This is a genomic window from Nocardiopsis valliformis DSM 45023 (assembly GCF_000340985.1).
Taxonomy (GTDB): domain Bacteria; phylum Actinomycetota; class Actinomycetes; order Streptosporangiales; family Streptosporangiaceae; genus Nocardiopsis; species Nocardiopsis exhalans.
The window spans coordinates 13,451-26,867 of the sequence record NZ_ANAZ01000031.1 but is presented as its reverse complement, the minus strand read 5'-3'; the positions used below and the strand labels follow the sequence as shown (position 1 = coordinate 26,867).

The following is a 13,417-nucleotide window of genomic DNA, read 5'->3' as shown; positions in this document are numbered from 1 at the left end:
GTGAAGAATGACGGTTTCCTCCTCCCCAGTGCCCCCAACTTCCGTGACCTCGGCGGTCACCGCACGAAGGAAGGCCGCACCGTACGCGACGGTCTCCTCTTCCGCTCCGACGCCCTGCACAGCATCTCCGAACAGGACCTGCCCACCTACCAGGGCTTCGGCATCCGCCAGCTGATCGACCTGCGCACCCACCACGAACGCGACCGCCTCCCGGACCTGGTCCCCGAAGGCGCGGAGTACGCCGCCGTGGGCGTCCAGAACGCCGAGGCGGCGGGGGCGAACTTCGTCGAGACGCTCGCGGACCCGGAGCGGGCCCGCGCGATGTTCAGCGACGGAGCGGCCGAGCGGTTCATGTTCGGCGTCTACCGCGAACTGGTCTCCGACGCCGAGGCCCTGGAGGGCTACCGCGACCTGGTCGAACGCGCCGCCAAGGGGCCCACCGCCCTGGTCTTCCACTGCAGCGCGGGCAAGGACCGCACCGGCTGGGGCGCCGCCCTCCTGCTGGACCTCCTGGGCGTGGAGCGCGAGGCGATCACCAAGGACTACCTGACCAGCAACGAACGCCAGGCCAACACCGACTTCTGGATGCGCGAGCTGTCCCGGCACAGCGGCCTGCCCTGGGAGGACGTGCAGCCCATGACCCGCGTCCGCGCCGACTACCTCGACACGGCCTACACCCACATCGACGAGCTCTACGGCTCCTTCGACAACTATGTCGTCAACGGCCTCAAGATCTCCGGCGGAACGATCGAGAACCTCAAGAACCGGATGCTCGCCTGACCGCTCAGAGGTCGTCGTAGAACCCGTCTCGCGAAGCCACCTTCAGGACCAGGATGGTGAGCACGCCGTCGTCGATCTCGTACAGGACCCGGTATTCACCGACGCGGATGCGCCACATGAGCGCTTGCCCCTTGATCTTGACGCATCCGCGAGGTCGGGGGTCTTTGGAGAGCGCTGTGAGCGCTGCCTGTACTCGCTTGCGAATCGGGCTGTCGAGGTTCTTGATCCCTTCTTCGCCAAGTTGGAGTAGCGGAGTTCGTAGTGGTGGTTCACGTATCAGTTCCCCACACTTCTTCGTGGGTGAACACCGGTTCGCGGCCTTGCTTGATGTCCTCGGAGATACGTGCGGCTTCGGCTACGTCGTGCTCCTCTAGGAGCCTCTCGTAGTTCTCGACCCAACTCGCGGGGACGAGCACGTATCCGCTGAGGTCTCTACCGAGTCTGGGGCCGTGCTCGGGTTCCGTGGGCATCGCACTCATGGTCTGACCTCCATGTTCCGTGGGTGTCTGAAAGGACACGAGCCATGCCTGGCCCGGTCGAGTCAGTAACCTCAGCCAATGTGTCCAGAATACGGTTCCCGGCGCCAACCGACTCGGAGTTTCTAGAGCCGGTCCCCGATCCGCTCGGCGGCCTGCCCCACCGGGATGCCCGAGTAGCTGTGCCCGACCAGGACGACATCCCTGAGGTCACGCTGCTCCACCGCGTCGACGATGTCCTGAACGTGCGCCTGCTGACCGACCGGCTCGGGAGCGTCACTCAGACTGGGCAGTGTCAGGGGATAGCCCCCGTGCCCGGAATCCCGAAGTTCAGGAACCACCCCGTCCCACGCCCACCCACCGAGCCAGGCCCCTGTCACCAACACGAAGTTCGCCATGCCGGAAAACTAGTGCAGCCTCTCAGAGGGCGTCCAGACGGCGGCGGAGGTCGCTTTCGCTGGTGGCGCTGAACAGGACCTCGGTGAGGGTGGCCAGGACCGTGGGGCGGTCCTGGCCGTGGTCGAGCATTCGGCGGGCCGCCGCCCACAGGTTGGCCGGGCGGCCGTCCCACAGGCGTTTGGCGAGGCGTTCGTGGCGGTCCAGTTCGCGTTCGCGCTCGGGATCCCTGCCGGTGACCGGGCGGTACCAGCGGTCCTGGCCGGTGGAGTGGTGGCGGCCGTTGTGCGGGGTGGCGGCCTCGTACTCGCCGTAGTGGTCCAGCCTTAGCAGCGCCCGGCGGCCCTTGGAGGTGTCCGGGTCGAACTCCTCCGGCGCACCCGTGACGATCTCGCTGGCCAACAGGGGGAAGGCGAACATCCTGCGGGCCAGGGAGGCGAAGTCGCCGTCCGGGAGCAGGCGGCGCACCGCCTCTTGGCGCAGGCCCAGAGGGCGGGCCGGGTCGCGGTAGGTCTTGGTGAAGGCCGAGGTGGTCTCCCAGACCGCGTCCAGGGTCGCGCCGACCAGGGCCTCCGGGAGCTGGGTGCGGGAACCGGCCCAGCGCACCCAGGCCGCCAGGACGTGCGGCATGGACTCCTGTTCCTCGGGCAGCAGCACCACCCGGCCGGGCAGCCAGTGCAGCAGGAACGACTCCACCTTGCGCGGGCTCACCCGCAGCGGCCGTCCGGAGTCCACGTCGCAGCCGTGCGCGATGATGTGGTCCGCGCAGCGGCTCGCCGCGTAGGAGTCCGAGAGTTCGGCCGCCTGGTCCGAGGCGAGGAACCGGGCGGCCAGTACGGCGCGGCTGTCGCGCCGCCACACCGGGACCGGCGAGGTCGACACTCCCTCGGGCGGGTGGGGGAGGCGCTGCACCCGGGAGGCGACCAGCGCGAAGTGCGCGGCCAGCGAACCCCCGGTCAGGTCGGCGGCGGAGATCCCCACCGGCTCCACCGTGGGCCCGGCGGAAGGATCCGCGGCGGCGCCCGTGACCACGCGTTCGGTGCGTTCCAGGGCTCGGGAGAGCAAGGCCCTGGCCTCGCTCAGCTCCAGCTGTTCGAAGTGGGCGAAGTCGTCGCTGCGTGCGCGCTCCCGACACTGTTCGAGCAGCAGGTCCACCTTGGTGGTCACCCACACGTCGCGCAGCAGTCCGCCGCTGTTGTGGTCCAGAACCAGGATCAGCGCGTGCTCGGGCGGTAGCGAGCCGCTGCTGTCCGGCGCGTCCCGGCTGAACAGGCACACGACGTCGTCGGTGTCGCCGAAGCGGTCGTTGCTGACGTACACGGCCACGGGGGTCACCGCGCCGAGCTGGGCGGCCCAGGCCGGGGCCTGCAACCCCCGCTCGCGCAGGGCGATCATCCCCTGTTCGGCCAGCTCCCGCTGGGAGGCGGAGGTGCCCAGCGCGGTGATCGCGGCCAGCACGCCCAGCCCCGCCGGCTTGCCGGAGGCGGTGGCGTGCGTGATCAGCCCCTCGCCGAGCAGTCGCTCGACGTCCATCCCGGGTAGCCGCTCGCCCCACCAGGTGCCCAGGAGTTCGCTGAAGGCCAGCTCGGCGTCGAGCGGGTGCCGCATGGCGAGCAGCGCTCTGGCCGCGCGCAGCATCTCCTCGAAGGCTGCGGCGGGAACGTCGGGGCCGGTGGGTGAGGGCGAAGGGGAGGGCACGGTCTGAAGCGTATGCCAGTTGGAACAGGGTGCGCTCCCGCTTGTGGACAACGGGACCAAAGCTTGTGGAGATCGGGCCGTGTGGCCCATGTGACTTCGGAGCCGGGAGTGACGACAACCCGCGGACAGCACGGAATCGGGCACGGACCGCTGGGTCCGTGCCCGACTCGGCGCGTCGGCTCGGTGCCGGTTGGCTCAGCGCGGTTCGGGAACCGCTCGGTGGCCGGTGAACAGCGTGGTTCCCGGCCGGCGAACGCTCTTTCGTACGGTTGAGGGCGGCACGGAGTTCACCATGGCCTCGAGGTGCTCGCGGGCGACCCGCTCGACGAGGTGTGGTGTGACCGTGATGCCCAGGTGTTCGACGCAGTTCCAGGTGTCGCTGACACAGCGCTCGACGCAGCGGTGGGACAGCCCGCTGAACTCGTCGTGAAGCCTCGCCGAGATCTGTCTGAGATCCTGGACCGGGAAGGTCTGGAGCATTCTCGCTCACACCCCTAGCTGAAGATGGCCTGGACGGTGACCTCCACCCATTCCACTTGTTCTGGACGGACTGTCAACCCCTCTCCCGGCACGCTGTTGATAAAACCTGGGGGAGGTGCCGTTTACCCGGGTCACACCATCACCGCAGGTCAACAAGACGAAAAGGACGTTTCGGACATATAACAGTCCCGTTTCGAAGATTTCGCCGCAAACCGGCCGCCCTTGCTCATCGTTGGTAATTATGGGAAAACACGCCCGCAAAACCCCCGGTCGGCTGTGTCGAGGGGGTCCTGTGGCCTAACATTTACCTTCCGTGTCCACGGTAGGTCCCCCGCCCCGACGGCCGTTGCGTGTGAGCCGGTGTGTCTTATGCTTGAGCCGTGACAGCGGCCGAGAGGAGTCATGGAGCGTGACTCCTGGGAGCCGTGGAGCCCCCGACCGAAATCGGCGCCGCGTACCCCGCGCCACAGCGCCGTCGCGAACGGACGGTGGGCACAGGTGCGCAGGGGACCACGCGGTCCAGAAAAACCCCCATCGAAAGACGGCTGGGGAATCCGACGGTTCCGGAGGTGTCGAGCAGTTGAGCGCCGAGACGTCCATTCCCCCACCCCGGATCAGCGTGGCGGAACTGCCAGACGCGGTGAAATCCCTCCTCACCGACGCCCCCATCGGATTCGCACTCCTGGGTCCCGACGACGTCTTCGTCTCCATCAACCCCCGCATGGCCACCGTCTTCGGCAGCACCCCCGCCCGCTGCCTGGGCCGCACCCCCGACGAAGCTCTGAAGCAGGCCGACGACCCCGCCGGAGCCGCCGCCCACCGCGACTCGGTGCGGAGCGTGCGTGAGAGCGGCCACGCCGTACGCGGCCGCCACCGCACCGCCTCCGGGCAGACCTGGCACCTGACCTGGTTCCCGGTCAACGACCCCACCAACGGGGACCAGCACATCGCGCTCATCGCCGCCCGCGACCACGAGGACGACGGTTCCCACCGCGAGGATCAGCGCCTGCGGGCCCTGCTCCAGGCAGGAAACCAGATCGTCTGGTCCGCGGGCCCCGGCGGCGACATCCGCGAGGACTGCCCCCAGTGGCGGACCATCACCGGCCAGGACCTGGACGCCTACCTCGGCCGGGGCTGGCTCGACGCACTCCACTCCGACGACCGGCCCCGCGTCGAACGCGCCTGGGACGACGCCGTCCTGGACGTCACGCCCTTCGACGCCATGTTCCGCGTGCGCACCCGTGCGGGCGGCCACATCCACTATCGGGCGCGCGCCAACCCGATCATGGACGGCGCGGAGACCGCCGAGTGGGTCGGCACCCTGGTCGACATCACCACCGAGCGCGAGGCCGACGAACTCCGCCAGCGGCTCAACCAGCAGCTCAGCGAGGCGGCCATGCGCACCGCCCGCCTCCAGAAGGCCACCTCTGACCTCGCTGAGGCGCTCACCGCCGACGAGGTCGTCCAGGCCATGTCCGAGATCGGCCGCTCCGGCGTGGGCGCCGACCACACCTCCGTGGCCCTTTTCGACCGGGACCGGCTGCGCCTGCGGATGCTCTCCGCCGACGGCTGGGTGGGCCTGCCCGAGCGCGGGTTCTCGCTGGACTACCCCGACGTCGCGGCCAGGGCAGTGGCCGAGCAGACGCCTTGCCTGGCCGCCAGCCCTGCCGAGCTGCGCGAACTCACGGAGAACGCGCCCGAGGTCGAGGCCCTGCTCGAACGCACCGGGGAGCGCGCCTGGGTGGCGCTGCCGATGATGGCCGCGGGCCGCCCCATCGGGGCCCTGCGCTTTTCCTTCGACGCCCAGCGCGACGTCACCGACGAGGAGCACGTCTTCCTGGAGGCGCTCGCCGGGCAGTGCGCCCTGGCGATCGGCCGGGCCATCGTCTACGAACGCGAACACAGCACCGCCGAGGAGCTCCAGCGCAGCCTGCTGCCCGAGGAGCTCCCCCAGGTGAGCGGGGTGCGGCTGGCCGCCTACTACCGGTCGGGCTCACAGCACGTGCAGGTGGGCGGCGACTGGTACGACGCCTTCCTCCTGTCCGACGGCCGGGTCGCCGGGGTTCTCGGCGACGTCATGGGCAAGGGCATCCAGGCCGCCGCGGGAATGAGTCGGATCCGTAACGCGTTGCGTGCACTGGCGTTCTCCATGCCCGAACCAGCCGATGTGTTGACCGGACTCGACCGCATGTTCACGGCCACAGAGGGAATGGACCAGGTGACAACCCTGGTCTACTTCGTCCTGGACCCGGTCACCGGACAGCTCGACCTCAGCAACGCGGGTCATCTTCCGCCGCTCGTGGTCGCCGGGAACGCAGGCCCCTCGCTGCTCGACACCGAGCCCGACACACCGCTCGGCGTCAGCTCTCCGAGGGGTCATCACAAATTCTTCGTCCAACCCGGTAACACTGTCGCCCTCTACTCCGATGGACTGGTTGAGAACCGCAAACGATCCGTCGACGCCGGTCTCGACGAACTCGTCAGGGTGGCGTCCGCGGCTCAGCCCGAAGTGGTGGGCGATCCACAGCAGATGCTGGAGTACCTTGTTGAGAGCATGCTCGAAGGGTATGAGCAGGACGATGATGTCACTCTGCTCGCCGTTCAGCTTCCGGTGATCGATTCCGCGACGGAGCGGTAGACCGTACGAACAAGTCCATTGCCTTGCCTACAGTGAAGAAGCCGCCGCGCCCCGCGAAGCGGAGGTGAATCCGGCTTCCCCGCCCAGTGGGGACGATCCCAGGCCGCAGGTGGGAGAGGGTGCAGTGCCCGGTCCCGGCCGAACCGGACCACCGGGTCCGATCAATTCTCGCCACACGTCCGTTCGAGAGGTGTTTGTGTCATCTGCCAGTTCGACTCGCTCGAAGCAGTCCGAGTCACTGCAAGAGCCCGTCATTCAGCAGCTGATCGAGCGTGGGCGGTCCCAGGGCTTTCTTGAGCCCGAGGACGTGCGCCGTGCCTTCGAAGAGGCCGAAATTCCGATGTCGCAGGCGCAGTCCGTGCTCCGAAGCCTCGCCAAGGAGGGCGTGACGGTCCTCGTTCCGGAGTCGGCCTCCTCGCGGCGCAAGACCACGCGGCGCAAGACGGCTGCCCCTCGGTCCAGCACGACCACCACCCGCTCGACCACGACCACGAGCCGGGCCGCCAAGCCCGCCCGTGCGGCGGCCGCCCAGGAGCAGCCGGAGACGGTCACCGCCGTCGTCGACTCCGCCGAGGGCACCACCGCGAAGAAGACCCCGGCCAAGAAGGCGGCGACCGCGAAGAAGGCGGCCGCCCCCAAGAAGACCGCGGTCAAGAAGACCACCGCCAAGGCTCCGGCCAAGAAGGCGGCGGCGACCAAGAAGTCGGCGAAGAAGGACCTGGAGCTCGCTTCGGGCTCCGGCGAGTTCGCCGATGAGGGCCTGGACGACGACCTCGAGCACACCGGCGCCGAGTTGGAGCTGGTCGAGGACTCGACGGACTCCGAGAAGGAGACCAAGCCCGCCAAGCCCGAGACGGTCGGCGCCCCGGTCAAGCCGAGCAAGGACGACGACTCCTTCGTCCTGTACGACGATGACGACGACGCGCCCACCCCGCAGGTGGTTGCGGCTGGCGCCACCGCGGACCCGGTCAAGGACTACCTGAAGCAGATCGGTAAGGTCCCGCTCCTCAACGCCGAGCAGGAGGTCGAGCTCGCCAAGCGCATCGAGGCCGGCCTGTTCGCCGAGGAGAAGCTGGCCGAGGAGGACGACGTCCTCACCTTCGAGCTCCGCGACGAGCTCGAGTGGATCTCCGAGGACGGCGGGCGCGCCAAGAAGCACCTGCTCGAGGCGAACCTGCGTCTGGTCGTGTCCCTGGCCAAGCGCTACACCGGTCGCGGCATGCTGTTCCTGGACCTGATCCAGGAGGGCAACCTCGGTCTGATCCGCGCGGTGGAGAAGTTCGACTACACCAAGGGCTTCAAGTTCTCCACCTACGCCACGTGGTGGATCCGCCAGGCCATCACTCGTGCCATGGCCGACCAGGCCCGCACCATCCGTATCCCGGTGCACATGGTCGAGGTCATCAACAAGCTGGCCCGCGTCCAGCGCCAGATGCTCCAGGACCTGGGCCGCGAGCCCACCCCGGAGGAGCTGGCCAAGGAACTCGACATGACCCCGGAGAAGGTCGTCGAGGTGCAGAAGTACGGCCGCGAGCCGATCTCCCTGCACACCCCGCTGGGCGAGGACGGCGACAGCGAGTTCGGTGACCTCATCGAGGACTCCGAGGCGATCCAGCCGGGCGAGGCGGTCAGCTTCACCCTGCTCCAGGAACAGCTGCACTCGGTGCTGGACACCCTGTCCGAGCGCGAGGCCGGCGTCGTTTCCATGCGCTTCGGTCTCACCGACGGCCAGCCGAAGACTTTAGACGAAATCGGCAAGGTCTACGGGGTCACCCGCGAGCGCATCCGGCAGATCGAGAGCAAGACGATGTCGAAGCTCCGTCACCCGTCGCGCTCCCAGGTGCTCCGCGACTACCTGGACTAGGACGTGTGTGGCGGGTCCCCCGACGATCCGCCCCACGCGACCGATTCAGCCGGTCCCGGTGAAGACTGACGTCCCAGGCTGAAGCAGTACAGCCGAGAAGCAACACGGCTGAAAAGCAGAACAGGCGCGCCCTCCCGAAGGTGATTCGGGAGGGCGCGCCTGGCGTTTGTGCCCCCTGCCTGCTCACGGGTGTGGCGACCCCCGCGTGTCCCTCGCATGACATCAGGCACTCACTGTCCCCGCACGGAGTCCGATCTCCATCCGATGCGAACCATGCTGCCCCACGCACTGTAGGTGCGGCATAAAGTCGCCCGGGTCCCGTTTCGCGCGCCAGGGAACCCCTTTTGGTACGGGTTCGGCCGCCGGAACCGGCACGGGGCCGTGGTCTGAGGCTCGGGTGCGGGATCACCGGGGTGAGCTCAGTCGCGGATGACGACGTCCATCGTGCGCGCGGTCCCCGGCCTGTCCGCGGGCGGCAGCTCCACGGTGTGCCCGAGGTCGCGCAGCGCCGAGACCAGCTCCTCGGGCGTCCCCGCCTGGACGTTCTCGCTGATCAGAGCCCGGGCGATGTCGCCGCGGGTGGCCTTGGCCATGTGGCTGACCACGGAGCGCTTGGTCACGCCCGCCACCTCGCGTTCACGGAGCACGCGCACCGCCACGGTGCGCTCTGCCGCGGCCCCGGTGGGCTTGAATGCCGCCGCGTAGGCCGCCGAACGGCAGTCCACCAGCAGGCTCCCCTCCGTCAGCTCCCCGAGCGGGGCGGTCATCGCCTTGCGCCAGTACGCGCCCAGAGCGCCCAGCGGCGGCAGTTTTACGCCCATGGGCAGGCGGTAGGGCGGAAGTTGGTCGGCGGCGCCTACGACCCCCCACAGGCCGGAGAAGACCAGGATCCGCTCGCGGGCGCGGTCGCCGTGCTCGGCCAGCAGCCCGGGCAGGCCGAGACGGTCGTAGAGCACACCCGTGTAGAGGTCGGCGGCGCGCAGCGTGGGCGCGGTGGTCAGGTCGAGGTTGCGCTTGACGGCGTCGGCCTGGCCCGCGGACAGCCCGAGGACCTCGCGTGCGGTGTCCTCGGGGCCGGAGCAGAGTTCGGTCAGCGCGGTTACCACCCGCTCCCGGGCCGGGGCCAGTTCCGGCAGGACCAGCGCCCCCGGGTCCAGGCGGGGGCCCTCGCCGGAGGTGGCCTTGCCCTCGGAGGGCGGGAGCAGGATGAACATGAACTCTCCAGGTCGCGGGTGCGGTCTCGGGTGGGATGAGGCGTGTGCGGTGGGGGCGTGCCCATGTTAGGGCGTTCCCGGCTGGATAGGATGTGCCGCTTCCGACACCAGGGACAGTGAGGGAGCGAACATGCACGCATGGGCGGCACGGGTGACCAGGGACTGGCCCCCGTTCCACAGTGAGTCGCGGGGCGGCTGGCGGTTCGGGCTCGCGGAGGGGTTCACCAAGCGGGCCAACTGCGCCCTGCTGGAGGACCCCGGTGCCGACGTCGCGGAGGTCACCACGTTCTACCGCGGACACGGGCTGCGTCCCTGCGTGCAGGTGTGGCCAGGGGAGGAGGCCGTGGACGCGCGCCTGGCCGAGCAGGGCTACGCGGTGGTGGAGCCCACCCTGGTGCTGGCCCAGGAGCTCACCGAGCGCCCCCAGGGGCCGGGGACGACCCTGATCTCGGACAGCCCGACGGAGCGCTGGACCGAGCTCTTCGCCGAGACGGGCGTCTCCCCGGAGTGGGCCGACGGCGTCGTGCGCATCCTGAGCGGGGTCACTGCCGCCTACGGGGTCCACGAGAGCGGGGACGGCCGCGGCTGCGCGGTGCTGGACGGGGAGTCGGTGGCGATCTGCGGGATGGTCACCGCCCGCGCCGCACGGGGCCGAGGGGTGGCCGGGGCGATCCTGGTCGACCTGCTGGCCTGGGCGCACGACAAGGGCGCCCGTCGCGCCTACCTGTGCGTGGTCGCCGACAACGAACCCGCCCTGCGGCTGTACCGGGGAGCGGGGTTCGAGGAGGTCTCGCGCTACCACAACCGGGTGCTGGCGAACTGACCTCGGGGGTTACCCCCCGAACCGGCCCTGACCCCGCCGGGCATCCGCACACTCACCATGAGGACGGCACAACGAGGACGGCGGCCCCCGATACCCCGGGGACCGCCGTCGACGTTTCGTGGTCGTCGTGGCTAACGCTCTTCCGCGTCCTTCTTGCTCTCGATGAGCTTGTCCGTCTCGTCCTGGATGTCCGAGGCGATCTTGCGGAGTGAGTCGTCGTGCTTACGCATGTGGTGTGCACAGAACAGGAGTTCGCCGCCAGAGTTAAGCAGCACCCGGACGTACGCCTGTGCGCCACAGCGGTCGCAGCGGTCAGCAGCCGTCAGCGGCTGAGTGGGGGCAAGGGTTCCAGTCACTTCGCCATCCTCAATACTCGGCGTTAGTCACCTCTGACAACATCTAACCCGACCCAGACGTTCCCAACCGGGTCCCGTGTACGCCGACAGCGGAATCCGCCCGGTTCGTGCCTGGATGGCGCACTTTGGGGCCCTTCTTGATGGACGTCGTTTCTACTCCTTGTTGTACCCCTAAGTAAGGCCCGGCTATCCCCGGAAAACGGGAGTATCCAGGTCGCATCCACCAGAGGTGGTAGTCTCGCGCGGGGCAGGCCCGTCCGACCCTTACGTCGGTCCGTTCCGACCCCCACGTCGGTCTGTGGAGCCCGTCACAGCGGCCCCGGCGACGACGCCGGCGACCCGCATCCGGGGGACACGACCCCGCCCACACGCGGCCGTGCCACGGCAAAGCTCCCGGCTGGCCGTAGCCTGGCCCCCTCAACCGTCGGTGCGGCGCGGTACAAAGGGCACGCACCGCACAGCCACGATGGCCCTCAATACGCAGGAGATGTCCGAGTGACCGCCTTGACCGCAGCCGTCCACGATCCCGGGGACTACTCCGCCCGGCACCTGTCGGTCCTCGAAGGCCTCGAGGCGGTGCGCAAACGGCCGGGCATGTACATCGGGTCCACCGACAGCCGTGGCCTCACACACTGCATGTGGGAGATCATCGACAACTCCGTCGACGAGGCCCTGGGCGGCTTCTGCGGACGCATCGACGTGACCCTGCACAGCGACGGCTCCGTCTCCGTCAAGGACGACGGCCGCGGTATCCCCGTGGACACCGAGCCCAAGTCCGGCCTGCCCGGTGTCGAGCTGGTCATGACCAAGCTCCACGCGGGCGGCAAGTTCGGCTCCACCTCCTACACCGCCGCCGGCGGCCTGCACGGCGTCGGCGCCTCCGTCGTCAACGCCCTGTCCGCCCGGGTGGACGTGGAGATCGACCGCCAGGGGCACACCCACGCCATCAGCTTCCGCCGCGGCATCGCCGGGCGCTTCGCCGGCGACGGCCCCGACGCCGAGTTCACACCGGTCTCCGGCCTGGAACAGACCCGCAAGGTCGCCAAGAAGATCACCGGCACCCGCATCCGGTTCTGGCCGGACCTGCAGATCTTCCTCAAGGACGCCGAGATCACCCGGCAGAACCTCCTCGACCGGGCCCGCCAGACCGCCTTCCTCGTGCCCGGGCTGACCATCGCGGTGCGCGACGAGCGCGCCGAGGGCGAGCCCGCCTACACCGAGGACTTCCGCTTCGACGGCGGGGTCAGCGAGTTCTGCACCTTCCTCGCCCCGGACGACCCGGTCAGCGACGTCCTGCGCATCCAGGGCTCGGGCAACTTCACCGAGACCGTCCCGGTGCTGGACGAGTCCGGCCACATGGTGCCCGCCGACGTCGAGCGCCGCCTGGACGTGGACGTGGCCCTGCGCTGGGGCACCGGCTACGACACCACCGTGCGCTCCTTCGTCAACGTGATCGCCACCCCCAAGGGCGGCACCCACATCAACGGCTTCGAGCGGGCCCTGGTCCGGGTGATCAACGACCAGCTGCGCGCCACCAAGCTGCTCAAGAACAGCGACGACCCGGTCACCAAGGACGACACCCAGGAAGGGCTGACCGCGGTCGTCACCGTGCGCCTGCCCGAGCCGCAGTTCGAGGGTCAAACCAAGGAGATCCTCGGTACCTCCGCGGCCTCCCGGATCGTCTCCCAGGTGGTCGGCAAGGAGCTCCGCGAGTTCCTCACCTCCACCAAGAAGGCGGAGAAGGCCAAGGCCCGCACCGTCATGGAGAAGGTCGTGGGCGCCGCCAAGGCGCGTTTGGCCGCCCGACAGCAGCGGGAGACCCAGCGCCGCAAGAACGCCCTGGAGAGCTCGGCCCTGCCCGCCAAGCTGGTGGACTGCCGCAGCGAGGGGCTGGAGCACAGCGAGCTGTTCATCGTCGAGGGTGACTCCGCGCTGGGCACCGCCAAGCTCGCCCGCGACTCGGAGTTCCAGGCGCTGCTGCCCATCCGCGGCAAGATCCTCAACGTGCAGAAGTCCTCGGTCGCGGACATGCTCAAGAACGCCGAGTGCGCCGCGATCCTTCAGGTCATCGGGGCCGGTTCGGGTCGGACCTTCGACCTCGACGCGGCCCGCTACGGTCGCCTGATCCTCATGGCCGACGCCGACGTCGACGGCGCGCACATCCGCTGTCTGCTGCTCACTCTCATCTACCGGTACATGCGGCCGATGCTGGAGGCAGGGCGGGTGTACGCGGCGGTGCCGCCGCTGCACCGCATCGAGCTGACCAACGTTCGGCGCAAGCGCGGGGCCAAGCCCGAGGACCGCTATATCTACACCTACTCGGACGCCGAGCTCGAGCGCACTTTGCTGGACCTGGAGAAGCGCAAGATCTCCTGGAAGGAGCCGGTGCAGCGGTACAAGGGTCTGGGTGAGATGGACGCCGATCAGCTCGCCGAGACCACCATGGACCCGCGCCACCGCACCCTGCGCCGGATCCGGGTGGAGCAGGCCGAGGAGGCCGCGGCCGTGTTCAATCTGCTGATGGGCAACGAGGTGGCCCCGCGCCGCAAGTTCATCCAGGAGGGCGCTCAGGAGCTCGATCTGGAGCGCATCGACGCCTAGACCCTGCTCAGGCCCCCTCCTGAGGATGATCTTGCTACCAGAAGCGAAATCGGCGCCGAACTTGCTCCTGGTAGCAAGATCATCGGGGAGG

The 13,417-nt window shown here is 69.0% G+C and carries 12 protein-coding genes; 5 read left to right on the top strand and 7 right to left on the bottom strand.

The annotated features are described in order from the left end of the window. Complete coding sequence (locus D457_RS0124890) at nt 1-780, top strand: tyrosine-protein phosphatase (protein WP_017583397.1); 780 nt, start codon at nt 1-3, stop codon at nt 778-780. Between the two features lie 4 nt (nt 781-784). Here D457_RS0124890 and D457_RS33335 read toward each other — a convergent pair whose 3' ends face one another. From D457_RS33335 to D457_RS0124865, 5 genes are all read right to left on the bottom strand, one after another. After that, on the bottom strand, nt 785-985 hold the full coding sequence (locus D457_RS33335; protein WP_239646218.1) for a type II toxin-antitoxin system RelE family toxin: 201 nt from the start codon (nt 983-985) through the stop codon (nt 785-787). 64 nt (nt 986-1,049) lie between these two features. Further along, a complete protein-coding gene (locus D457_RS0124880) occupies nt 1,050-1,250 on the bottom strand; it encodes a hypothetical protein (RefSeq protein WP_239646215.1) in 201 nt (66 codons plus the stop codon). A gap of 131 nt (nt 1,251-1,381) precedes the next feature. Beyond that, nucleotides 1,382-1,654: an alpha/beta fold hydrolase gene (locus D457_RS33330; RefSeq protein ID WP_017583394.1), complete on the bottom strand. Its 273-nt coding sequence runs from the start codon at nt 1,652-1,654 to the stop codon at nt 1,382-1,384. Between the two features lie 22 nt (nt 1,655-1,676). Next, nucleotides 1,677-3,290: a hypothetical protein gene (locus D457_RS0124870; RefSeq protein WP_017583393.1), complete on the bottom strand. Its 1,614-nt coding sequence runs from the start codon at nt 3,288-3,290 to the stop codon at nt 1,677-1,679. 255 nt (nt 3,291-3,545) lie between these two features. After that, nucleotides 3,546-3,830 carry a hypothetical protein gene (locus tag D457_RS0124865; RefSeq protein ID WP_017583392.1) on the bottom strand — a complete coding sequence of 95 codons (285 nt, stop codon included), beginning with the start codon at nt 3,828-3,830 and terminating at the stop codon, nt 3,546-3,548. A gap of 580 nt (nt 3,831-4,410) precedes the next feature. Between D457_RS0124865 and D457_RS0124860 the strand changes: the two genes are divergently transcribed. Together D457_RS0124860 and D457_RS0124855 are read left to right on the top strand one after the other, a co-directional pair. Continuing rightward, the gene (locus D457_RS0124860; RefSeq protein WP_017583391.1) at nt 4,411-6,468 is read left to right on the top strand and encodes a SpoIIE family protein phosphatase; all 2,058 of its coding nucleotides are present in this window, start codon (nt 4,411-4,413) and stop codon (nt 6,466-6,468) included. A gap of 196 nt (nt 6,469-6,664) precedes the next feature. Continuing rightward, on the top strand, nt 6,665-8,332 hold the full coding sequence (locus D457_RS0124855) for an RNA polymerase sigma factor (protein WP_193374541.1): 1,668 nt from the start codon (nt 6,665-6,667) through the stop codon (nt 8,330-8,332). Between the two features lie 419 nt (nt 8,333-8,751). Here D457_RS0124855 and yaaA read toward each other — a convergent pair whose 3' ends face one another. Next, nucleotides 8,752-9,546, bottom strand: a complete 795-nt coding sequence (gene yaaA / locus D457_RS0124850; protein WP_017583389.1) for a peroxide stress protein YaaA — start codon at nt 9,544-9,546, stop codon at nt 8,752-8,754. A gap of 130 nt (nt 9,547-9,676) precedes the next feature. Between yaaA and D457_RS0124845 the strand changes: the two genes are divergently transcribed. Next, the gene (locus D457_RS0124845) at nt 9,677-10,369 is read left to right on the top strand and encodes a GNAT family N-acetyltransferase (RefSeq protein ID WP_026117000.1); all 693 of its coding nucleotides are present in this window, start codon (nt 9,677-9,679) and stop codon (nt 10,367-10,369) included. 131 nt (nt 10,370-10,500) lie between these two features. On the opposite strand, the gene D457_RS0124840 is transcribed toward D457_RS0124845, so the two are convergent. Then, nucleotides 10,501-10,725, bottom strand: coding sequence for a DUF7455 domain-containing protein (locus D457_RS0124840; protein WP_026116999.1), 225 nt, complete (start codon nt 10,723-10,725; stop codon nt 10,501-10,503). Between the two features lie 495 nt (nt 10,726-11,220). Between D457_RS0124840 and D457_RS0124835 the strand changes: the two genes are divergently transcribed. Further along, a complete protein-coding gene (locus D457_RS0124835; RefSeq protein WP_017583386.1) occupies nt 11,221-13,326 on the top strand; it encodes a DNA gyrase/topoisomerase IV subunit B in 2,106 nt (701 codons plus the stop codon). Nucleotides 13,327-13,417 lie beyond the last annotated feature (91 nt).

Excerpts from the sequence above, each read along its gene's own strand:
- yaaA (WP_017583389.1), bottom strand. The coding sequence starts at position 9,546 with ATGTTCATCCTGCTCCCGCCCTCCGAGGGCAAGGCCACCTCCGGCGAG.
- D457_RS0124870 (WP_017583393.1), bottom strand. The coding sequence starts at position 3,290 with ATGCTGCGCGCGGCCAGAGCGCTGCTCGCCATGCGGCACCCGCTCGAC.
- D457_RS0124845 (WP_026117000.1), top strand. The coding sequence starts at position 9,677 with ATGCACGCATGGGCGGCACGGGTGACCAGGGACTGGCCCCCGTTCCAC.
- D457_RS33330 (WP_017583394.1), bottom strand. The coding sequence starts at position 1,654 with ATGGCGAACTTCGTGTTGGTGACAGGGGCCTGGCTCGGTGGGTGGGCG.
- D457_RS0124880 (WP_239646215.1), bottom strand. The coding sequence starts at position 1,250 with ATGCCCACGGAACCCGAGCACGGCCCCAGACTCGGTAGAGACCTCAGC.
- D457_RS0124865 (WP_017583392.1), bottom strand. The coding sequence starts at position 3,830 with ATGCTCCAGACCTTCCCGGTCCAGGATCTCAGACAGATCTCGGCGAGG.